Source organism: Craurococcus roseus (assembly GCF_039523795.1).
Classification (GTDB): Bacteria; Pseudomonadota; Alphaproteobacteria; order Acetobacterales; family Acetobacteraceae; genus Craurococcus; species Craurococcus roseus.
Window position 1 is genome coordinate 232,732 of sequence record NZ_BAAAFZ010000008.1, and the last position, 19,253, is coordinate 251,984.

The window sequence follows — 19,253 nt, forward strand, 5'->3', positions numbered from 1 at the left end:
CGCGTCGCGGCCGGCCAATCCTCGCAGCGCACCAACGCAGAGGTTGAAAAAAACCGAACGAACCCTGCATTGTGGTCGCCATGCCCATCAAGCTTCCCCACCCCACAGGCCGACCCGCCGGCGCGCCCGGCATCGGCCAAGCGGCCTGGAGCTGGATCGCGCTTTGGGCAGGGGCCGCGACCGTGACGGGCCTCGCCGCCGCGACGGTCGAGCCCATCGTGGAACTCGGCCCGGGCGCCGTCGTGTTCGCCGGCCTGGGCGGCGCCTGCGCGGCGGGCTTGGCCTTCGCCACCGCGGTCCGGCTGGGGACGCCGCGCGGCGGCCCGTCCGCCGCCCCCGCCGCCGGGGGCGACCCGATCGTGCGGGAATTCGTCGCCGCGGTCTCGGCCCAGCTCGCCCGGCTCGACGACAAGCTGGGCACCGCGGCGACGGGCGGCGGCGGTGCGGGCCGGGAGGCCCAGGAGGCGCTCCTGCGCGCGGTGCAACGGATGGAGCGGGAGCAGGGCGCGATCCTCGCGCGGATCATGGCCGAGGCGGAAAACGCGGAGCGCCGGTCCAAGACTCAGGTCGAGGCGCTCAGACGGTCGGTCCTGCCCCAGGTGGCCGGGCTGGAGGAGCAGGTGGCCCAACTCCGCCACGCCCTCGCCGAGAAGGACGCGCGCATGCGCGACTTCGAAGGGCAGGTTTTCGACATCCTGCGCGCGCGCGATGCCGACGAGGTGCTGCGGCGCCTAGACGCCGAGGCGTCCGACCTGTTCGACCGGCTGTTCTACGCCGACGGCCGCAGCCACGCCTCGGCGGAGGCTTGGCGGGCCGACTACGCCGAGTGGCGGTCCCGCATCAAGAACTTCTGGGACATCGTGCGGGGCTACAAAACCAGCGTCGACCAGCCCTTCGCCGTGACCGACGCGGAGATCGAACGCGCCGGCGGCATACCGGACACCGCGCTGTTCAGCGGCCCGGAAATGCGGGCCCGGTTCAGAATGCTCGTCGTCGTCAACGAGCGGCACATCAAGTTCAGGGACGACGCCTTCTCGTTCAATGCGAAGAAGGGCACCCCGCCCGACGCGGCCGCCCAGCTCGCCCCGCGCGAGGCGAGCGCACCGCATGGCGGGCTGAAACCCGTCACCGCCTGAACGCCGCTGCCGAGCGCCAGGGTGCGACGACGGCGCGGGCGCGGCGCGGGAGGTGCGGGGCCGGTGCCCGAAAAAAGGTCCGCCGCCGCGGCGGCGCCAGCGACAAGGCCGGTAGCCTCCGAAGCGGCTGCCGGCGTCACGCAACGGCGCGGCGTCGCGCCCGGCGCCCCTCTCCATCGAGGCATGTCCGGCCCGCCGCGGGGAGCCGCGCGTCGCCGAAGGATCGAGCGCCTGATGCCGCTGAGCACCGGGCCGCGTTCCACCACACTTTTCGAGCACCGGAACCGGCGGTTCGCCGACCGCTGCGGCGCATGGTCGCCCACGCGTCGGCAAGGGCAGCGGGAAGCCGGTGCCGCGCCCGCGTCGCTCCAAGCGGAGCGGCCCGGAGCACAGGCGCGCGGACGGCGACGAAGCAGGCCGATTGTCCGATGCTCGCCCGTCGTCCAGGCCCGCGGGCACGCGCAAAGGAACGGCGCGCGGTCGGTGCCGCCGCCGCCCGATCCTCTTCCGGCGTCCCCGTCCGTAACCGCGCACCGGGCCGAGTTCCAGCGGATCGCGGCCGCCGGCCGGACGGAGAGGCCAGCGGTGAGGCGGCGCGGGCGGCCACGGGCCGCGCGCGCCGCCTGCCGTCGTTCAGGCTTCCCAGATGGGCTTGCCGTCCGGCCCCTTCACGCGGCGCCACACCTGCTTGATCGAATCGTGCAGGGCGGCCGGGAGCGGGACGAAGCCCAGGCCCGTGGTGGCTTCGCCGGCGTTGCTGAACGCCCAATCGAAGAACTTCATGGTGTTCAGGCTGGCCGTCACCTTGTCGGCTTCCGGGTTGGACGGCATCAGGATGAAGGTCGGCGTGACGATCGGCCACGCACCCTCCGCCTCAAGGTCGACCATCTCGGTGACGAAGCCCGGCGCCGACCAGTCGCCCGCCTCGGCGGCCTTGGCGAAGGCGGCGGCGTCGGCGGCCACGAAGGCGCCGGCGCGGTTCCTGAGCGACACCGTGGCGAGTTGGGCGCTCTTGGCGTTGGACGCCCCGGTGTAGCCGATCGCGCCCGGCGTGGCCTTCACCTTCTCGATCATGCCCCCGTCGGCCGTCACGCTCTGACCCGTCGGGAAGTTCACCTTGTTGGAGGCGCGCGGCCCCTGTGCCCAAGCCTCGGACACGCGGGTCAGGTAGGTGGTGAAGTAATACGTCGGGCCGGACGGGTCGGCGCGATGCACGGGCACCACGGGCATGTCGGGCAGGCGGAGGCCGGCGTTCTCGGCGGCCAGCTTCTTGTCGTTCCATTTGGTGATCTTGCCGAGGAACAGGTCGGCCAGCAGTTCGCCGGTCAGCTTGAGCTGGTTCGGCTGCACGCCCGGCAGGTTCACCACCGGCACGTAAGCGCTGAGCACGGCGGGGAATTGGATCAGGTGCTGCTCGCGGAGCATGCCCGGGCGCTTCGGGTTGTCGGTCCCGGCGAAGTCCACCTGCCGGGCGACGACTTGGTCCGCGCCGGTGTTCGAGTTGCTGCCCTGGTAGGTCATCTGGATGCCCAGGGCGGCCTGCGCCAGTTGCGCCCATTTTTCATAGGCTTGCCGGGGCGAAACGGCGCCGCCGCCGACGATGCTCGCCCCTTGGGCCAGCGCCAAGCGAGGCAGGAAGGGGGAGGCCGCCGCGAGGCTCGCCGCGGTGATGAGAGAGCGTCTACGCACGCGCTGGATTCCTTCCTTCGCCAAAGGCTTGCCGCCCAACAGGGTCCGACCGGACGGGGCCATAATGACGAAAATCTTACGGCTTATTCAACCATAAGGCAACAACGCCGCGTGCATCCTGGTGGGAGTTGCGAGTGCCAGTGCCGGGGCGCGCGACCGCCGGGTCGTGCGCGCCCATCCGGGACTGGCCAAAGGTCTACAGACGACCGTGGAGGCGATGAAGCGGCGGCAGGAAGGAAACCGCCCGGCGTCCGTGACGGGAAAGCGTCGGGAGACCTCGCGCCCCGCCGCCGTGCACCGCGAACATCGCCGGAGGGCGGCCGCGAGGGCGCTCCGCACCGAGCGGCAGACGGCATCGGGGCGGGACGGCCCCGCTCCGGTCCTCGCCGCGTCCGCCTCGCTTGGACCTGCGGCCTCGGCGCCGTCCGGGCTTCCCAGACCGGTTGCCCGTCAGGGTCCTTCACCCACGGCCAGACATCCTGGGCAAGCGCGTGCAAAAACGGGTAGTGGGTCAGTTTGAATGTTGCCGAACTGGAAGATAGGACGCATGTCTCCCTTGCCCGATTTCGGGGTGTCGGGCCACGGTGCCCGCCGCATCGTTCATCTTTCCCGTCCCGAGGCGCATGGCCGTAGCACCGACCCTCATTTCCGCCGCGCAGTCGCACAAGGAAGCCGTCGCCTTCATCGAAGCTTTCGCCCGGGTCAACATCGAGGTGATCCGCCGCGGGCTGGGGACGCCCGCGGCCGAGGTCGCGCGTGCCGAACGTGGCCTGCGTCCGGACTGGGACGACCCGCACCGCCTTTTGGAAAGCGGCATCCATCCGGAGCAGGTGGACGAGGACGTCCGCGCGGGTACGCGCCACCTCCATATAGACGTGGCGGCATCCGCAAGCGGCGTCCGGGCCACCAGGGCGTTCCTCGCCCTCACCGGCCTGTCGGCCAAGCTGCAATCCACCCTGTTCCCGGAACTTTCTTCGCAGCCGCCGCGCGATCGTGCCCGGCTGTCCGAGGAAGTCGTGCGGCTGAACGCATGGCTGCGGTGGGTGCGTGGCGGCGGCTTCGATCCCACCGCGTTCATCACCTACCAACGCAGCCTCACGACGCACGGCAAGACGCAGAACCTGACCGGCGCCATCGGCGCGACCGGCGCCGCCATCGCCTTCCTCGACGCCATCCGCGGCCTCGACGCGGCGGCCGTGGTCGATCATGCGGGGGAAATGCCCCCCGCTCGCGTGCGGTCGCCACAGGAGATATCCGACTGGCGCGCGGCGAACGCCAAGGCGACGCTCAAGGCCCTGCTCCTGCGGAACGGCCGCGCGCTGGTCTTCGCCAGCAGCAAGGACGCGAACATCTTCATGCCGCTCGGCGGCGAAGCGCCCTTCGCCGACGCTGCCGACGCCCTGGCGCGGTTCAACGAGGTCAGGAACGACCAGGAGGCGAGATCGCAGGTCCTGCACGAGTTCGCGGTGGGCGAGGTGAAGACCGCGACCGACCTAGCCAACCTGCACGAGCGCTTGGGGCTGGCGTCGCGCGAGACGCAAACGGAACTGAGGACCGACCGCTTCCTGATGATGGCCGTGCTCAACCGGGAGATCCTGGAGGGCGGCGTCCAGCGCAGGACGATGAACAACCGTGACCTCACCCGGTTCAGCCACGTCTTCAACCTGCACCATTGCTGGGGGTGGGACGGGGGCCGCACGCGGCACCCAGACCATTGGGGGCACTTCGTCTCCAGCGTGCGCAGGTGGTGCCGCCTCTGAGGCGCTAAGCCGCTCGCCGCACAGTCACGGGCGCGCCCGCCACGCGCCGCAGGTCCGACAGCCGCAGGCACGTCCTCGGCATCACCCACTCCGCCGGGTCCGGCTTCCGCCCCGTCACCGACCAATCGACGCAGGCGGCGATCTGCCACGCGACCAGCGGCGGCACGGCGTCGCCGATCGCCCTGTAGCGATTGGCGACGGATTTCGTGGGGAAGCGATACGTGAAGGGGAAGCCCTGCAACGTCGCCATCTCGCGCACGGTCAGGAGGCGGTTCCTTTCGGGATGCGCGTAGCGGCCGTTCCCGACGTGCGCGCATTCGCGCTTGATGGTCGGAGCCGGCCGGTCCCACCACATGCGGCCGTAGACGTCCGGGTGCGAGCCGAGGTCGCGTATCTCCCAACGCCGCAGACAGTCCGGGGTGCAGAGGTGCCGCGTTTCCGGGTCGCGGGCGACGTCCACCCAACCCCCGCCGTCGGCGGGCGTGGCCGCGAGCCGGGCCAGCACGTCTTCCCGCATCCCCGGAACGGCCGAGCCGTCCGGATCGTCCGGATGCTCCACCAGCCATTCGTCCAGCCGCGACAGGGCGCTGCGGACGGTCACCGCCTCCGGGGTGACCTCCCAGCCATCCCACAGGTCTTCGAGGGTCCGCGCCGGGCCGACCCGAGACGCCACGATGAGCGCGCGTTCGCGGACCTGTGGCAGCCCGAAGCGGCTGAGGAAGTGCACGTCGGCCCGCACGTCGTAGCCCGATCCGACCAGCCGCTCGCGCAACCCGCGGAAGTGCTGAGGGTGGTTCCCGGTGATGAGTTCCCTCGCGTTCTCCATCACGAAGGAGGCGGGGTCGAGGGCGGCGGCGAAGTCCCCGGAGCGTCCGACCAGCGTGTTGCGGTCGCGGTCGGCCATGTGGTTGTCCGGGTTGGCCCGCGAGAAGTCCGTGCACGGCGCGCAGGATATCAGGCACCCCGTCTCACCGCGCCGCAGCCCGGCCGCTTCCAGGAGCGCGGCCGGCTCCATGACCGCGAGGTCGGCCGAAATGGGGCGGATTCCATGGTTGGCTTCGTAGATGTCGTTGCAGCCGGTTTCCCCGGCCGCCTTGCCCGAGGGCTTCGCCACCTCCAAGTCAACGGCCGCCGCGAGCCGCCAACCGGGCCGTTCGGCGAAACCGGCGCTCATCCCGCCGCCGCACGAGAAGAGGTCCACGACCACGCGGGGCTCCGCCTCTGCCGCGGCGGCCTCATGCTCCGGATTCGCTCCCGCCATGCCCGGACCGTAGCACACCGGCCGGCTTCCCGGCTTCCCGGTTTCGTGCGGGGTGGCGCCCGACACCCCGCGCGCGGGAGGGCCGAGGAAATCGCGGACGCGTCCCGAGAGGGCGCGCGTGTCGGTGAGTTCGCATTCCCAGAGCACTAGAACCTCCCAACCCATCCGCTCGATCGCAGCCAGGTTGCGCGCGTCCCGTGCGGCGTTGCCATCCAGCTTCTCCCTCCACCAATCCCGCCGCGTGCTCGGGAGCGAGGCGCGCGCGCATCCGGGATGGCGGTGCCAGAAGCACCCGCGCACCTCGATGGCCTTGCGCCGGGGACCGAATGCGAGGTCGGGTCGTCCGGGGAGGTCGCGGCGGTGCAGCCTGTAGCGGTATCCAAGGCCGTGCACGATCCGGCGCACGAGCATTTCGGGACCGGTGTCCTTGCCGCGCACGGCCGACATCATCTTGCGGCGCGTGCCGGGCACGTCGGGCATCGGTCGCGTCACGGCTGTTCCCCGTCAGGCATCCGCCTTCGCCTCCCACTCTTCCAAGACCCGGACCATGTCCGCGAGGTCCCAAAGCCTCCGCGTCACGCCGGCAGCCATCGCCGGGGTCACACGCAGCGTCTGGTGGATGCGGACGAAGTTGTAGTGCATGAAGTAGATGGCGAGCGCGTGCGCGTGGTTCTCGGCCTTCTTCGAGAAGGCGTTGGTCAGACGGGTGAAGCGCCGCATTCCCATACGCATCGACAGGTTGGCGCGCTCGGCATAGCTGGTGCTGATGTGCGCGGGGTTCGGGTTGCCCTCCACGCGGCGTTGCACGGCGCCGACGCACTCCGCGGGGCTGTAGCGACCCGCCGGGCCGGGGGCTTCGCCGTAGATCTTCACCAGCATCGCGTAGTCGATGTCGGCGCCGAAGGACTGCTCCACGGCCTCCAAGTACGGTTTGTGGCCGTCGCTCGTTAGCTGCACCCGGTTCGCTAGGCGCCCCGCCAAGTCGCCGATGAAGTGCTGCGCGGCGGCGCCGTCGCGGGCGCCGACGTACCACGACGGGATTAGCTTCGTATCGGCGTCGATGGCCGTCCACGTCCAGATGTCGCCCGCGTCCGCGGGGGCGGCCTTCGCGCTCGGGACGTTCTTCTGCTTCGCGTAGACGAAACTCCAGATCTCATCGACTTGGATGCGCTTGCACGTGAGGTTACGCAGGGTGCGGTCCTGGTAGTCCGAGAACGCCTCCCCGGCGTCCGCCAGCAGCTTGACGACGGTGTTCTTGCTGGCCCCCGTCATCCGCGAGATGGCGCGGATGGAAACGCCCTCGACCATCATCCCGAGGATCTCGGCACGCCGTTCCGGGGGCAACTTGTTCATGCGGCCATGTTGTGACCTTTGCATTTGTCGGTCAAGCATAAAGGTCAGTTAAGCGTTGGAAATCCAACGGTCCATCACGGCTTGCCGAGCGATTCCGGAGTGTGCTACGCGCAAAAGCGCCGGGACCTGATGGCCCCGGCGCCGCGCCGCCTACTGGTCCGCCGAGATCCCGTGCGGGACAGTGGGCGTCAGGAAACGGGTCTGTTGCTGGGCTGCCAGCCCATGAAACGCGGCCTCCTTTCTTCGCAAACTAGTGTCGGTTGAAGGGGAGCCCCGGGTCCGATCCGGGGTTCCTCCCCTCCGCGGAACCCGCGCCACTCTCGGGCGCAGGTGGCGGCTCGGACGTCACGGACGGCCGCAGGCTGAAATTGCCTTTGCCGTCGGACGCGAATTCATCCCTCCAGTCGGAAAGGTAAGCGGCGAGGGTCGCCATCGGATTGCCTTCCCGGGTCATGATCCCTGCGTCTTGCAGGCGTTCGAGTAGGGCCGAGCGGTGCAGCGTTCCGTTGGCGGCCAAAAGGCCCCTGGCGGCTGCCTTCAAACGGGCGGCCTTGGTCCGACCGTCTTGGACTTCCGGGCGTGGCACGGCCGGCAGGGCTGGCGTGGGCGGGATCGGGAACGATGTCGCGTGGTGGGGAGAGGTCGGGTCAAGGGCGGCGTTCGGCGGTCCGTCGTCTCCCGCCGGGTAGAGCGTCAACAGTTCGACGATCTTCTCCGCCCTGCGCGCGCGCGGGTCGTTGCGAAGCTCCTCTTGGAGCCGCGCCAACTCCTGCTCAAGCGCGTTACGGAATTGGTCCATGGCCCGCCCTATATGCAGGCCATCCCCAACGTGTCAACGGAGGCGTTGGAGAATCGTTGAGAAACCCAATCCGCGGCCTGGGGCATAGAACGAGCTTCTATTTCTTTCCCCAACGGCGAGCGGCGGCAGCCCGGGCGATTTCAGCCCGTTGCGTAGGCGTCAACCGTTCAGCCCTCGCTTTGCCGCCCTTCAGCCCGCCGCTCCTCCCCAACTCCGACGCGGCGGGATCCTTCCCGTCTTCAACGCGATCCTCGACCTGCCCCGTGGCGATGTCGCCGACGAGCTTCGCCAAGGCGATCGGATCGCGGGGTCTGGGGATGCGCTTCTGAGCCATAGCTAAGACCTTAGTTAAGGCCGTAGCCAAGGGCGAGCCAAACCGGTCAGCGTGATCTAGGAAACTATTCAAACTGACCCACTACCCAAAAACGCCCGGAGCGTTGCAAACCCGGGCCCTGTCGCCCCTCGCCGGCGTCGCGGCAGGCCCGATAAAGGACGTCGGTGCCGCCGAAGTCCAGTCGGCGGGCGGCGACCTGCCCCGTCCCCGCGCTCGACCCGACCGGCCGGCGGTTCAACCCGACGCCACGGGCGCCCCATGACGGTTCGCCCTGTCGAGCGAAGCACCGCCTCGGACCTTGCGCTGGGGGCGGAGCCCCGGGGCCGAAGGCTTACTTGGCCGCGACGGTCGCCGCCGCCGCCGCGCCGCCGTGCTTCGCGCCGCGGCGTCGGGCGGTGGGCGGCGGCGGTTCGTGCGCCATGTCCGCCAACGCCTGCTGCACGTGGCGGCTGAACACGAACTCCGCTGGCCGCTGCCCGTCCAACGGGATCTCCGGCGCCATCCCGCCCTCGGTCTTCGGCCCGCGGAGCTGCGCCGCTACCGCCTTCCAGGGCTTCTTGATCGCGTCCACCACCGCCGTCGCCTCGAAGCCGCTGTGGACCATGCAGTCGGCGCACTTCTCGTAGTTGCCGGTGCCGTAGCGGTCCCAGTCGGTGGTCTCCATCAGCTCGGTGAAGCTTTTCGCGTAGCCTTCTCCCAGCAGGTAGCAGGGCCGCTGCCAGCCGAAGACGTTGCGCGTCGGGTTGCCCCAGGGCGTGCAGTGGTACCGCTGGTTGCCGGCGAGGAAGTCGAGGAACAGCGGCGAGTTGCCGAAGCGCCAGCCCTTGCCCTTGCCGCGCGCGAAGATGCCGCGGAACAGCTCCTTGGTCTTGCGCCGGTTGAGGAAGTGCTGCTGGTCCGGCGCGCGCTCGTAGGCGTAGCCGGGCGAGACCATGATGGCGTCCACGCCCATGGCCGTCACGTCGTCGAAGAACCGCGCCATGCGCTCCGGCTCGGCGTTGTTGAACAGCGTGGCGTTGATGGCGGTGCGGAAGCCCTTCGCCTTCGCCAGCTTGAGCGCGGACACGGCACGGTCGTACACGCCCTTCTGGCTCACCGCCCAGTCGTGCTGCTCGCGGTCGCCGTCGAGGTGGATGTCCCAGGTGAAGCGCGGGTGCGGCGCGTAGTCGCCGATCCGCTTTTCCAAAAGCAGCGCGTTGGTGCAAAGGATGACGATCTTGCCCCGCGCCAGGATGCCGCGGACGATCTCCGGCATCTCCTTGTGCAACAGCGGCTCGCCCCCGGCGATCGCCACCACCGGCGCGCCGCACTCGTCCACCGCGTCCAGGCACTCCCGGACCGAGAGGCGCTTGTTCAGGATGGGGTCGGGATAGTCGATCTTGCCGCACCCGGCGCAGGCCAGGTTGCAGCGGAACAGCGGCTCCAGCATCAGCACGAGCGGGTAGCGCTTCCGGCCGCGCAGGTGCTGGCGGAGGACGTAGGCGCCGACCTTGATCTGCTGGCGCAGCGGGATGCCCATGCGTGGCGGACTCCGTCGAGGCGTGAAGACGTGCGAGCGGCGCTGGTAGCACAGCCTTCCAGCGAACGCACCACGCCGGTCGCGCGCCCCTGGCTTGCGGGGGCCGCGGTGCTCGCGCATACGCCGTGGCACCCCGGCACCGCAGGAGGATCGCATGGACGCGCCGGATTGGTCCGAAATCCCCGCGCCGACCGACGACGGCGCAGCCCGCCACCTGCCCCGCTCCCGCGTGCCCTCCATCCCGCTCGCCGCGACGGACGGCGGCACCGTGGACCTGTCCGCCCTGCCCGGCCGCGCCGTGGTCTACGCCTACCCGCGCACCGGCCCGCCCGACGGCGCCAATCCCGAAGGGTGGGACATGATCCCCGGCGCGCGGGGCTGCACGCCCCAGTCCTGCGCCTTCCGCGACCACTTCGCCGAACTGAAGGCCCTCGGCGTCCCGCGCCTGTTCGGGTTGTCCACCCAGGACACCGCCTACCAGCGCGAAGCCGCCGAGCGCCTCCACCTCCCCTTCCCGCTGCTGTCCGACAGGCGCTTGGCCCTCGCCGGCGCCATGCGCCTGCCGACCTTCGAAGCCGCCGGGATGGTGCTGTTGAAGCGCCTGACGCTGGTGCTGCGCGACGGCGCCGTCGAGCGCGTCTTCTACCCCGTGTTCCCGCCGGACCGGGGCGCCGCGGACGTGATCGCCTGGCTTTCCGCGGAAGGCGAACGGCCCGGCTAGGACGCCCCGCCCGCGCCCGGTTGCCTCCGCCGCGCTTTGCGTCATTCTGCGGCGGCACATCCGCCCGTGCCCGTGCCGACCGACCGAACGACCGCGTCCGGCCAACGGAGGCGCCCGCCGCCGCAGGAAACGCGCCCTTGCCGCCCAACACCCGCCGCCTTGTCCTCCCGGCGTCCGCCGCGCTGGCGCTGGCCGCGCTGCTCCTGCGGCGCGCGTGGGCGCACATGCTGGTGGTCGAGGCCGAGCCGGCCGCCGGCGCCGTGTTCGCGGAAGAGCCGCCGCCCCGCGTGCGGCTGCGCTTCAACGGCCGCATCGACCGGACCCGCAGCCGCCTCGTGCTGCACGCCCCGGACGGCGGGCAAACGCCGTTGCCGCTCGCCTCGGGGAGCGACCCGACGCTGCTGGAAGCCCGGACCGACATCGTCCCCTGGAAGCCCGGCGCTTGGCGCTTGCGCTGGCAGGCGCTGGCGCTGGACGGCCAGATCACCCGCGGCGACGTGCCCTTCACGGTCCGCGCCGCGCCGCACTGAAAGCGGCCGACCCGCCGCCTTGGAGCAACTCCTCGACCTCTACGGCGTCGTCGGCGTGGTGCCGCGCGCCGCCGGCCTCGCCGCCGCGCGGGCGCGCTCGGCGGCGGCGCTGCTGCACGCCTTCAAACGCTACGCGGGCGCCGAGCGGGCCAGCGCGCCGCTTGCGGCGCCCTCGGCGGTTGGGTAGGTGCGACCGATGTTCGCGCCCTTCTTCGCATCCTTGTCCCGGCTGCCGGCGCGTCCGGCGCTGGCGACGGCCTTCGGCCTCGGCCTCCTGTCGGCCCTGGCCTTGCCGCCGATCCACGCCGTGCCCGTGCTGCTGGTCGCCTTTCCCGGGCTGCTGGCCTTGGCGGCCGGCCGCGACCGCACTTGGCGCGGCGCAGCCCTGGTCGGCTTCGCCTGGGGTTGGGGCCACCACCTCGCGGGCATCTACTGGGTGACGCACGCCATCCTCACCGATGTCGAGACTTGGTGGTGGCTGGTGCCCCTGGCGGCGCCGGGCCTCGCCATACCGCTCGCCTTGTTCGCCGTGCCGCCGGTGCTCGCCGCGCGCGCCCTGCCGGCGGGCTGGCCGCGGGTGCTGGGCTTCGCCGGCGTTTGGGTCTTTTCCGAGATGGCGCGCGGCGTCCTGTTCACCGGGTTCCCTTGGAACCTGATCGGCAGCGTCTGGGCCTTCGACGCGCTGCCGGTGCAAGGCGCCGCCCTGGTCGGTGTCCACGGCCTGTCCTTGGCGACGGTGCTGCTTGCCTGCCTGCCCCTGCTCGGCCGCGTCCGCCCGCTGATGGTCGGCGCGGCGGCGGTGGCCGCAGCGGCGGCGCTGGGTGCGTGGCGCATGTCCGAACCGCCGCCTCCCGCCGCGGCTCCGGGCCCGCGCTTGGTGCTGGTGCAGGGCAACATCGCGCAGCAGGTGAAGTGGCGCGAGGACCAGCGCGTCGCGATCTTCCAGCGCTACCTGGACATGACGGCCGAGGCCGCCCGCCGCGCCGCCGTCGCCGAAGGTCCTGGCGACCAACCGTCCGTGGTGGCCATCTGGCCGGAAACCGCCAGCCCCTTTCTGCTGGCGCAAGACCCCGAAGCCAAGCGCCTGATCGCCGAAACGCTGCCGCCCGGCGGCGTGCTCCTGGCCGGCACCATACGGGGCGAATGGGGCGAGGACCGCATCCTCCGCCGCGTCTTCAACAGCTTGGTGGCGCTCGACGACGAGGGCGAGGTGGCGGCGCTCGCCGACAAATTCCACCTCGTGCCCTTCGGCGAGTACATGCCGCTCGCGGGCCTGATCCCGATCCGCATGGTGGTGGGCGGCATGGACTTTTCAGCCGGGCCGGGGCCGGAAACCATGTCGGTGCCGGGCCTGCCGCCCTTCGGCGCCCTGATCTGCTACGAGGTGATCTTCCCCGGCGCGGTGACGCCGACGCCGCGCCCCGCTTGGCTGCTGAACATCACCAACGACGCATGGTTCGGCTTCTCGTCCGGTCCCTGGCAGCACTTGGCGGCGGCCCGGATGCGCGCCGCCGAAGAAGGTTTGCCGCTGGTGCGGGCGGCGCAGACCGGAATCTCCGCCGTGTTCGACGCGCAAGGGCGGCGGCTCGCCTTTCTGCCGCTCGGCACCGCCGGGACGCTGGACATCGGCTTGCCGGGCGCCCTTCCGCCGACGCCGTTCGGCCGCTTCGGCCTGCTCATTCCGGGAGCGCTGGCCGGGTTGTGCCTCCTCGCGGCCTTCGCGGCGGTACATCGCGCGTCGCGAAGGGTTGTGCCCGAGCCGATGCCACCAACCATTGCAGGACGTCTTTAAAACTGAGATTTCTCAAATTCATTGACCTTCGTTGCAGTATGCTGAATAAACGGTATTCGAGGCGAATGGGCGTGAGCGGCATCCACAACCGGGGCGGAGCGGACATGCAAAGCGACGAAATTGCCGATCGCCCCGACCGCGAACACCGCCCCAGCCCCATAGACGTGCATGTCGGCGGCCGCGTGCGCCTGCGTCGGACGCTGATGGGCATGAGCCAGGAAAGGCTCGGGGAGGCGCTCGGCCTCACCTTCCAGCAGGTCCAGAAGTACGAGCGCGGCGTCAACCGCATCGGCGCGAGCCGGCTGTTCGACCTCGCGCGCGTGCTGGACGTGCCGATCGGCTTCTTCTTCGACGACATGCCCGACGGCGTGGGAGGCGGCGCGTCCCCCGGGCTCCCGCGCCGGTCCGTGAGCGGTTTCGCCGACTCCCAGGACGGTTTCGAGGACGACACGTTGCACCGCCGCGAGACCCTGGAGCTGGTGCGCGCCTATTACCGCATCACCGACCCGGCGGTCCGCAAGCGCGTCTTCGACCTCATCAAGAGCCTCACGCCGACGGAGTGACGCCCGCCCCCCCCGGCGGCGCCTTCACTCCCGGAGTTGCGGATTGTCGAACACCGGCTCGCGGTAGCGCCGCAAGGCTTCCGACAACATCGCGGCCAACTCCCGCCGTTCCGCGTCTCCGAGCAACCCCCCGATCTCGACGTCGCGCCGGCGCTCCCTGAGCACGAGCCGACTCACCGTGCCGGGCCGCTCTTCGACGGACACGCGCGCCCAATACGGATCGAGCGTCAACTCTTCCCGCCTTCCCCGCGCGTCCGTGCGGCGCACCTCCAGTCGGTCGCCGACCAGGGCCAGGATCTCCACCGCCCGCCGCGCGCCGCGCCGGTGCCGCGACAGCAGGCCGAGCACCAAAACCACCTCCAGGCCGGTGAAGCCGATCACCGGCCAAGCGCCCAGGGCCGAGAACAGGATCGCCACCGCGGCGGAGGCGACGATCACCAGGATGGCGACCGCCCGCATCCCCCGGTCATCGAGGCTTTGGTGGGCGGTGCATACGGCCTCGAACAGCACGGGCTCCGGCTGCGGCGGCGTCGGGTGGGCTGACATCGCAAGGATATCTGGGGTAGGCACCCAGACCTGCCATGCCCCTCCGCCCCGCCCCGCGGCGAAAAGCCGCCGCTCCACCGGCCGACGACGCGGCCCCGGCCCCCACCACCAAGCACCCGCCGGCGCTCGGCGCCCCGGTCCGGCGAACCCCGACGACGGCGGCGGTGCACGGCACCGTGCGCGAGCCGCTCGCCCCGTCCCCCCGCATGGACGCTGCGCAGGCGGCGGCCTTCATCCGGGCGCTGGCGGAGGCCAACCCGCTGCCCCGAAGCGAACTCGCCCACCAAGACCCATTCGAGTTGCTGGTGGCCGTGGTGCTCTCCGCCCAAGCGACCGACGCCGCGGTGAACCGCTGCACGCCGGCCCTCTTCGCCGCCGCGCCCGACCCGGCCGCCATGGCGGCGCTGGGCGAGGCCGGCATCGCCCCCTTCATCCGTTCCATCGGGTTGTGGCAGGGCAAGGCGCGCAACCTAGCGGCGCTCTCGCGCCTGCTGCTGGAGCGGCACGGCGGCCAAGTGCCGCGCGACCGCGCCGCGCTGGAAGCCCTGCCCGGCGTCGGGCGCAAGACCGCGAACGTCGTGCTCAACGTCGCCTTTGGCGAGGACGCCATGGCGGTGGACACGCACATCTTCCGCCTGGGCAACCGAACCGGCCTCGCGCCCGGCCGCACGCCGCGCGAGGTGGAGGACGGCCTGGTGGCGCAGTGCCCGCCGGAGCTGCTGCGGGACGCCCACCATTGGCTGATCCTGCACGGGCGCTACGTCTGCAAGGCGCGGATGCCGGAGTGCTGGCGCTGCGTCGCCCTGCGGTTCTGTAGCTACTCGAGCAAAGTGCTGGCGCTGCCGGCGGCGGGCGGGCCGAAGTCGCGCCGGACCGCCTGATGCGGCGCCGGCGCGGCGCGCCATGCCCCGGCGATCAGGCGGGCCGCTCGAAGCCGACGTCCTGATTCATGGCCGGCTCGGGCAGGGCCGGGCGCGGCGGCGCGATGCGGGCTGGCGCGGTTCTGCGGGGGAGACGGTCCAGGCCGTAGGGGTCCGGATGCAGCACGAGCCGCCCGTCCAGGCCCGGCCAGGCCGTCAGGTAGGCGATGGCGACGCGGACCTCCTGCGTCGGCACCAGCTCGCGGGTGCGGCCGGTCGCCACGGCGGCCCGCAGCGCCTCCGGCGTCATGTCGAGCATCCAGGCCGCGAGTTCCACCACCCGCTCCACCCGGACGCAACCGTGGGAAAGGGTGCGGTGTTCGCGCGCGAACAGCCGCGGATCGCTCGTGCCGTGCAGGAACACGCCGTCCGAATTCTCCAGGCCGATCCGGACTGGGCCGAGCGGGTTGCGCGGGCCCGGCGGCTGGACGAGGCGGCCGTTCACCGTGCGGAAACCCGCCGCGCCGGACGCGCGGACCGACGGCTCGATGCTCGGCGGGACGTACCAAGGCGGGTTGAGCCGGACGGAGGGCACGGCGCTGGCCAGTTGCGGCGTGCGGGTCCGACCCGCCCCGACGATGGCGCGGGAGCGCAGCACCTCGCGGCCGTCCTCGTAGGCGACCACCTCGGCGGCCGCGATGTTGGCCAGCACGAAGCGGCCCCGCGCGTGGTCGGGGGCGAGCACGTCCAAACGCGCCAAGGTGCCCTCGACAGCGGCCTTCGTGCGGCCGTCGAGACCGGGCGACGCGAGGGACGCTTGGCGGACGAGCGACGCGAAGTCGACGGCGCCCTCGGACGCCGCGGCCGCGGCGCCGTCCTGGGCACGCGCGGAGGCGCAGGGCAAAGCGGCGATGGCCGGGAGCGCGACGGCTCCGGCCAGGGTTTTGACGAAGGATCGGCGGGTACGGACCATCGGGGGGAGACAGTCTGCATGTTTGGATATCGATATGATATCTGGAGAGACCCGGCCCATACACGTCGCGATTTCGTTATGAGACGGCATCATGTTTTTTGCGCAGTCGCAGGCGACGGTCTCGCCAGCGCGGGCGCCTGACCGGCCGTCGGGGCGTTCCGGCCGGATGCGCCCGACCCTGCACCCGCGCCTGCTGAACGGACGGACCGGCGATCCAGGCGTTTACCTGGAAGCCCTCCACCTGCCCGGAGCGATCCTCCTCGATTGCGGCGACCTGTCGGCCCTGTCGCCGCGGCACCTCCTGCGGGTCGGCGCTCTCGCGGTGTCGCACGCGCACATGGACCATTGGGCCGGCTTCGACCGGCTGCTGCGGCTGCTGGTCGGCCGCGAGAAGCGTCTGCCTGTGGTGGGCCCCGCGGGCTTCGCGGAGCGGCTGTTCCACAGGTTGCAGGCTTACACGTGGAACCTGGCCGACCGCATCCCGGCCGATTTGGCGTTTGAGGTGACGGAGGTGGCCCTGCCCGGCGCAGCCGGGTGGCCCCGCACCCGCTTCGGGCTGCACGGCGGCTTCCGGCCTGAAGCCCTGCCGCCATCGCCGGCCGGGCCGGACGGCGCCGTGCTGCGCCTCGGCCCGCTCCGCCTCCGCGCGGCGGCGCTCTACCACGGCACGCCGTCCCTCGGCTTCGCGGTGGAGGAGGCGATGCACGTGAACGTCTGGCGGACCAGGCTGGCGGAACGCGGCCTGCCCACCGGCCCGTGGCTCGCGGCGCTCAAGGCGGCGGTGGCCGCGAACGGCCCCGACGACCTGCCGATCCCGGTCTTCGCCCGGGCGTCCGACGCGCCCGGCGCCCCGTCGCTGCCGCTGGGCGCGCTCCGCGACCTCGTCGAGGTCACGCCCGGGCAGCGCTTGGCCTACCTGACGGACTTCGCCGACACGCCGGAAAATCGCACCGTCGCAGTGTCCTTGGCGCGCGACGCCGACATCCTGTTCATCGAGGCGCCCTTCGCGGCCGAAGACGCCGCCATCGCCGCCGACCGCCGGCACCTCACGACGCGCGCGGCGGGCGAGATCGCACGGGCGGCGAGGGCGCGCCGCGTCGAACCGTTCCACTTCTCGCCGCGCTACCAAGGGCAGGAAGCCCGGTTGCTGGCCGAGGTCGCGGAAGCGGCGGGTTTGGGGAGGGGCTTGGTAGCGACGGGCGGACTTGAACCGCCGACCCCGGCATTATGAGTGCCGTGCTCTAACCAGCTGAGCTACGTCGCCGAAACCGGGCCGGAGTTAGGCCGCTGCCCCAGCGGTGTCAACGCTTTCGGCCCGCCGGATGAAGCCGCCGCCCAGCACCCGCTCGCCCCCGTAAAGCACGCAAGCTTGGCCCGGCGCGGCGACCGAAGGCGACGCGGGCCGCACCCGCAGCAGCCCCGCGCCGGCGTCCCACTCGGCCACCGCCGGCTGCGGCGCCTCCCGCGCCCGCAGCTTCACCTCGCAGGGGAAGACGCCGGCGGGCGGCGGGCGGAGCCAGTTCACCTCGCCCGCCACGACCTCCTCCCGCGGCAGCGCCGCGCGCGGCCCGACAACCACGCGCCGCCGACCGGCTTCCACCGCCGCAACGTAGAGGCGCTCTTCCCCGTCGCGGGAAGCGGAGCCGAGGCCCCGCCCCTGCCCCACAGTGTAGCGCGCCACACCCGCGTGCCGCCCGAGCACCCGGCCGTCGATGTGCGCGATCTCGCCCCCCTCCGTCGCGTCCGGGCGGAAGCGCCCGACCACCTCGTGGTAGCGCCCGGAAGGGACGAAGCAGATGTCCTGGCTGTCCGGCTTCTCCGCCACGCGCAAGCCGAGCCGCGCCGCCTCCGCCCGCACCGCCGCCTTGTCCCGGAAGCCGCCGAGCGGGAAGCGGGAGAAGGCGAGTTGGTCCGGCGTGGTGGCGAACAGGAAGTAGCTCTGGTCCCGCGCCGGGTCGGCGGCGCGGCGCAGTTCCGGCCCGTCGGGGCCGTCCACCCGGCGCGCGTAGTGGCCCGTGGCCAGCGCCTCGCAACCGAGATCGCGCGCCAGCTCCACGAGGTCGTGGAACTTGACCGTCTGGTTGCAGCGCACGCAAGGGATGGGCGTCTCGCCGCGCGCGTAGGCGTCCGCGAAGTCGCGCACCACCGCGTCTCGGAACCGCTCCTCGCGGTCCAGCACGTAATGCGGGATGCCGAGCCGGTCGGCCACCCGCCGCGCGTCGTGGATGTCCTGCCCCGCGCAGCAGGCGCCGCGCTTGGCCGTGGCGGCGCCATGGTCGTAGAGCTGGAGCGTGGCGCCGACCACCTCGTGCCCCTGCTCGTGCAGCAGGCCCGCGACGACGCTGCTGTCCACGCCGCCGGACATGGCGACCAGGATCCTCATCGCGCCGCGTCCAGGCCCTGCTGCCAGAACCGCGCCTCCAACCGCGCCGCCTCCGCGAACACCGGCGCGAGCAGGGCGAAGCGCGCCTCGCCGCCGTGGCTCCGCCCGAGCGCGTCGATGCGCGCCGCCGCGCCGCGCGCGAGGCGCTGGTACTCGTCGCCGGCGTACATGGCGATCCAGCTTTCGTAGGGATTGCCGCGCGCCATGCGCCGGTCGTCGGCGAGGATGCGCAACGCCACCTCGCCGTACCCCACGGCGCAAGGCGCCAGCGCCACCTCCAGGTCGAGGATGTCGCCCGACAGGCCGCGGTCCATCACGTAGCGCGTGTAGCCCACCGTCTCAGCCGACTCGGGCTCCGCCCGCACCCCGGACTCCGGCAAGCCCCAGTCGGCGCAGTACAATAGGTGCATCCGCGTCTCGTCGAGGATGGCGCCGACCGCCGCCGCCTTTTCGCGCATCGCCTCCACGCTCTCGGCCTTCACCACCGCCAACGCCTCGGCCCGCGCGAAGTGGAGCAGGAAAAGGTAGTCCTGCACCAGATACCGCCGGAACGCGGCGAGCGGCAGCGTGCCGTCCGACAGCGCCCGCACGAAGGGGTGCCAGGTGTAAGCCTCCCACTCCGCGGCGCAGCCGTCGCGCAAGCGGCGGAACAGCCCGCCCTTGGCGCCGAACTCCGTGCTCCAGCGGTCCACGGCGTGCCTACCCCTGCGCGTTCCGCGTCCCGGCCGGCAGCCTCACCACGAGGCCGTCCAGCGCCTCGGTCATGATGATCTGGCAGCCGAGCCGGCTGGTCTCCTGGAGGTCGAAGGCGAGGTCCAACATGTCCTCCTCGTCCTCGGTCGGTTTGGCGAGCTTGCCGAACCAGGCGCCGTCCACGATGACGTGGCAGGTCGAGCAGGCGAGCGAGCCTTCGCAGGCGCCCTCGATGTCCACGCCGTGCTTGTGCGCGATCTCCAGCACCGACAGCCCGAGCGGCGCCTCCACCTCGCGGCGCGAACCGTTCTGCTCGACGAAAACCATCTTGGGCATATCTG

19 protein-coding genes and 1 tRNA gene are annotated in these 19,253 nt (G+C 71.7%); 9 read left to right on the forward strand and 11 right to left on the reverse strand.

The window, feature by feature from the left end; translation table 11 throughout:
* The first annotated feature begins 80 nt into the window (after positions 1 to 80).
* A complete protein-coding gene (locus ABD067_RS04045; RefSeq protein ID WP_343893878.1) occupies positions 81 to 1,136 on the forward strand; it encodes a hypothetical protein in 1,056 nt (351 codons plus the stop codon).
* 633 nt (positions 1,137 to 1,769) lie between these two features.
* On the opposite strand, the gene pstS is transcribed toward ABD067_RS04045, so the two are convergent.
* Positions 1,770 to 2,825 carry a phosphate ABC transporter substrate-binding protein PstS gene (pstS, locus tag ABD067_RS04050; RefSeq protein ID WP_343893879.1) on the reverse strand — a complete coding sequence of 352 codons (1,056 nt, stop codon included), beginning with the start codon at positions 2,823 to 2,825 and terminating at the stop codon, positions 1,770 to 1,772.
* A 623-nt stretch (positions 2,826 to 3,448) separates the two neighbouring features.
* On the opposite strand from pstS, the gene ABD067_RS04055 reads away from it, so the two are divergent.
* Positions 3,449 to 4,585, forward strand: coding sequence for a hypothetical protein (locus ABD067_RS04055; protein ID WP_343893880.1), 1,137 nt, complete (start codon positions 3,449 to 3,451; stop codon positions 4,583 to 4,585).
* 4 nt (positions 4,586 to 4,589) lie between these two features.
* Here ABD067_RS04055 and vsr read toward each other — a convergent pair whose 3' ends face one another.
* The 4 genes from vsr to hpnH all read right to left on the reverse strand — a co-directional run bounded on the left by vsr (position 4,590) and on the right by hpnH (position 9,851).
* Positions 4,590 to 6,338 carry a DNA mismatch endonuclease Vsr gene (vsr, locus tag ABD067_RS04060; protein WP_343893881.1) on the reverse strand — a complete coding sequence of 583 codons (1,749 nt, stop codon included), beginning with the start codon at positions 6,336 to 6,338 and terminating at the stop codon, positions 4,590 to 4,592.
* Positions 6,339 to 6,350: 12 nt separating this feature from the next.
* Positions 6,351 to 7,199 (reverse strand): IS1 family transposase, encoded by an 849-nt coding sequence (locus tag ABD067_RS04065; protein ID WP_343893882.1) that lies wholly within the window; start codon positions 7,197 to 7,199, stop codon positions 6,351 to 6,353.
* 250 nt (positions 7,200 to 7,449) lie between these two features.
* On the reverse strand, positions 7,450 to 7,998 hold the full coding sequence (locus ABD067_RS04070) for a hypothetical protein (RefSeq protein WP_343893883.1): 549 nt from the start codon (positions 7,996 to 7,998) through the stop codon (positions 7,450 to 7,452).
* A gap of 665 nt (positions 7,999 to 8,663) precedes the next feature.
* Positions 8,664 to 9,851: an adenosyl-hopene transferase HpnH gene (hpnH, locus tag ABD067_RS04075; protein WP_343893884.1), complete on the reverse strand. Its 1,188-nt coding sequence runs from the start codon at positions 9,849 to 9,851 to the stop codon at positions 8,664 to 8,666.
* Positions 9,852 to 10,005: 154 nt separating this feature from the next.
* Here hpnH and ABD067_RS04080 point away from each other — a divergent pair, with 154 nt between their 5' ends.
* From ABD067_RS04080 to ABD067_RS04100, 5 genes are all read left to right on the forward strand, one after another.
* Positions 10,006 to 10,572 (forward strand): peroxiredoxin, encoded by a 567-nt coding sequence (locus tag ABD067_RS04080; RefSeq protein ID WP_343893885.1) that lies wholly within the window; start codon positions 10,006 to 10,008, stop codon positions 10,570 to 10,572.
* A gap of 137 nt (positions 10,573 to 10,709) precedes the next feature.
* Positions 10,710 to 11,102, forward strand: coding sequence for a copper resistance CopC family protein (locus ABD067_RS04085; RefSeq protein WP_343893886.1), 393 nt, complete (start codon positions 10,710 to 10,712; stop codon positions 11,100 to 11,102).
* Positions 11,103 to 11,121: 19 nt separating this feature from the next.
* Positions 11,122 to 11,289 (forward strand): hypothetical protein, encoded by a 168-nt coding sequence (locus ABD067_RS04090; RefSeq protein ID WP_343893887.1) that lies wholly within the window; start codon positions 11,122 to 11,124, stop codon positions 11,287 to 11,289.
* Positions 11,290 to 11,298: 9 nt separating this feature from the next.
* A complete protein-coding gene (gene lnt, locus ABD067_RS04095) occupies positions 11,299 to 12,894 on the forward strand; it encodes an apolipoprotein N-acyltransferase (protein WP_343893888.1) in 1,596 nt (531 codons plus the stop codon).
* A gap of 104 nt (positions 12,895 to 12,998) precedes the next feature.
* Positions 12,999 to 13,457, forward strand: a complete 459-nt coding sequence (locus ABD067_RS04100) for a helix-turn-helix domain-containing protein (RefSeq protein WP_343893889.1) — start codon at positions 12,999 to 13,001, stop codon at positions 13,455 to 13,457.
* Positions 13,458 to 13,481: 24 nt separating this feature from the next.
* On the opposite strand, the gene ABD067_RS04105 is transcribed toward ABD067_RS04100, so the two are convergent.
* Entirely contained in the window at positions 13,482 to 14,003 is a 522-nt protein-coding gene (locus tag ABD067_RS04105) for a DUF2244 domain-containing protein (RefSeq protein WP_343893890.1), read from the reverse strand.
* Between the two features lie 206 nt (positions 14,004 to 14,209).
* Between ABD067_RS04105 and nth the strand changes: the two genes are divergently transcribed.
* Positions 14,210 to 14,884: an endonuclease III gene (nth, locus tag ABD067_RS04110; protein WP_343894178.1), complete on the forward strand. Its 675-nt coding sequence runs from the start codon at positions 14,210 to 14,212 to the stop codon at positions 14,882 to 14,884.
* 34 nt (positions 14,885 to 14,918) lie between these two features.
* On the opposite strand, the gene ABD067_RS04115 is transcribed toward nth, so the two are convergent.
* A complete protein-coding gene (locus ABD067_RS04115) occupies positions 14,919 to 15,836 on the reverse strand; it encodes a L,D-transpeptidase family protein (RefSeq protein ID WP_343893891.1) in 918 nt (305 codons plus the stop codon).
* A gap of 166 nt (positions 15,837 to 16,002) precedes the next feature.
* Here ABD067_RS04115 and ABD067_RS26335 point away from each other — a divergent pair, with 166 nt between their 5' ends.
* Complete coding sequence (locus ABD067_RS26335) at positions 16,003 to 17,067, forward strand: MBL fold metallo-hydrolase (protein ID WP_408871512.1); 1,065 nt, start codon at positions 16,003 to 16,005, stop codon at positions 17,065 to 17,067.
* On the opposite strand, the gene ABD067_RS04125 is transcribed toward ABD067_RS26335, so the two are convergent.
* The 4 genes from ABD067_RS04125 to ABD067_RS04140 form a co-directional block, all read right to left on the reverse strand.
* Positions 17,024 to 17,100 (reverse strand) — tRNA-Met (locus ABD067_RS04125). The two genes, ABD067_RS26335 and ABD067_RS04125, sit on opposite strands and share 44 nt — an antisense overlap.
* 15 nt (positions 17,101 to 17,115) lie before the next feature.
* Positions 17,116 to 18,219 (reverse strand): tRNA 2-thiouridine(34) synthase MnmA, encoded by a 1,104-nt coding sequence (gene mnmA, locus ABD067_RS04130; RefSeq protein ID WP_343893893.1) that lies wholly within the window; start codon positions 18,217 to 18,219, stop codon positions 17,116 to 17,118.
* Positions 18,216 to 18,911, reverse strand: a complete 696-nt coding sequence (locus ABD067_RS04135; RefSeq protein ID WP_343893894.1) for a TenA family protein — start codon at positions 18,909 to 18,911, stop codon at positions 18,216 to 18,218. The genes mnmA and ABD067_RS04135 overlap by 4 nt, the downstream gene beginning before the upstream one ends.
* A gap of 7 nt (positions 18,912 to 18,918) precedes the next feature.
* The gene (locus ABD067_RS04140; protein WP_343893895.1) at positions 18,919 to 19,248 is read right to left on the reverse strand and encodes a ferredoxin family 2Fe-2S iron-sulfur cluster binding protein; all 330 of its coding nucleotides are present in this window, start codon (positions 19,246 to 19,248) and stop codon (positions 18,919 to 18,921) included.
* Between the last annotated feature and the right edge of the window lie 5 nt (positions 19,249 to 19,253).

What these genes read in the sequence shown, in the direction of transcription:
- ABD067_RS04045 (WP_343893878.1), top strand. Translation starts at nt 81, where the DNA reads ATGCCCATCAAGCTTCCCCACCCCACAGGCCGACCCGCCGGCGCGCCC.
- ABD067_RS04055 (WP_343893880.1), top strand. Translation starts at nt 3,449, where the DNA reads ATGGCCGTAGCACCGACCCTCATTTCCGCCGCGCAGTCGCACAAGGAA.
- ABD067_RS04065 (WP_343893882.1), bottom strand. Translation starts at nt 7,199, where the DNA reads ATGAACAAGTTGCCCCCGGAACGGCGTGCCGAGATCCTCGGGATGATG.
- ABD067_RS04070 (WP_343893883.1), bottom strand. Translation starts at nt 7,998, where the DNA reads ATGGACCAATTCCGTAACGCGCTTGAGCAGGAGTTGGCGCGGCTCCAA.
- hpnH (WP_343893884.1), bottom strand. Translation starts at nt 9,851, where the DNA reads ATGGGCATCCCGCTGCGCCAGCAGATCAAGGTCGGCGCCTACGTCCTC.
- ABD067_RS04080 (WP_343893885.1), top strand. Translation starts at nt 10,006, where the DNA reads ATGGACGCGCCGGATTGGTCCGAAATCCCCGCGCCGACCGACGACGGC.
- lnt (WP_343893888.1), top strand. Translation starts at nt 11,299, where the DNA reads ATGTTCGCGCCCTTCTTCGCATCCTTGTCCCGGCTGCCGGCGCGTCCG.
- ABD067_RS04100 (WP_343893889.1), top strand. Translation starts at nt 12,999, where the DNA reads ATGCAAAGCGACGAAATTGCCGATCGCCCCGACCGCGAACACCGCCCC.
- ABD067_RS04105 (WP_343893890.1), bottom strand. Translation starts at nt 14,003, where the DNA reads ATGTCAGCCCACCCGACGCCGCCGCAGCCGGAGCCCGTGCTGTTCGAG.
- nth (WP_343894178.1), top strand. Translation starts at nt 14,210, where the DNA reads ATGGACGCTGCGCAGGCGGCGGCCTTCATCCGGGCGCTGGCGGAGGCC.
- ABD067_RS04115 (WP_343893891.1), bottom strand. Translation starts at nt 15,836, where the DNA reads ATGGTCCGTACCCGCCGATCCTTCGTCAAAACCCTGGCCGGAGCCGTC.
- ABD067_RS26335 (WP_408871512.1), top strand. Translation starts at nt 16,003, where the DNA reads ATGCGCCCGACCCTGCACCCGCGCCTGCTGAACGGACGGACCGGCGAT.
- mnmA (WP_343893893.1), bottom strand. Translation starts at nt 18,219, where the DNA reads ATGAGGATCCTGGTCGCCATGTCCGGCGGCGTGGACAGCAGCGTCGTC.
- ABD067_RS04140 (WP_343893895.1), bottom strand. Translation starts at nt 19,248, where the DNA reads ATGCCCAAGATGGTTTTCGTCGAGCAGAACGGTTCGCGCCGCGAGGTG.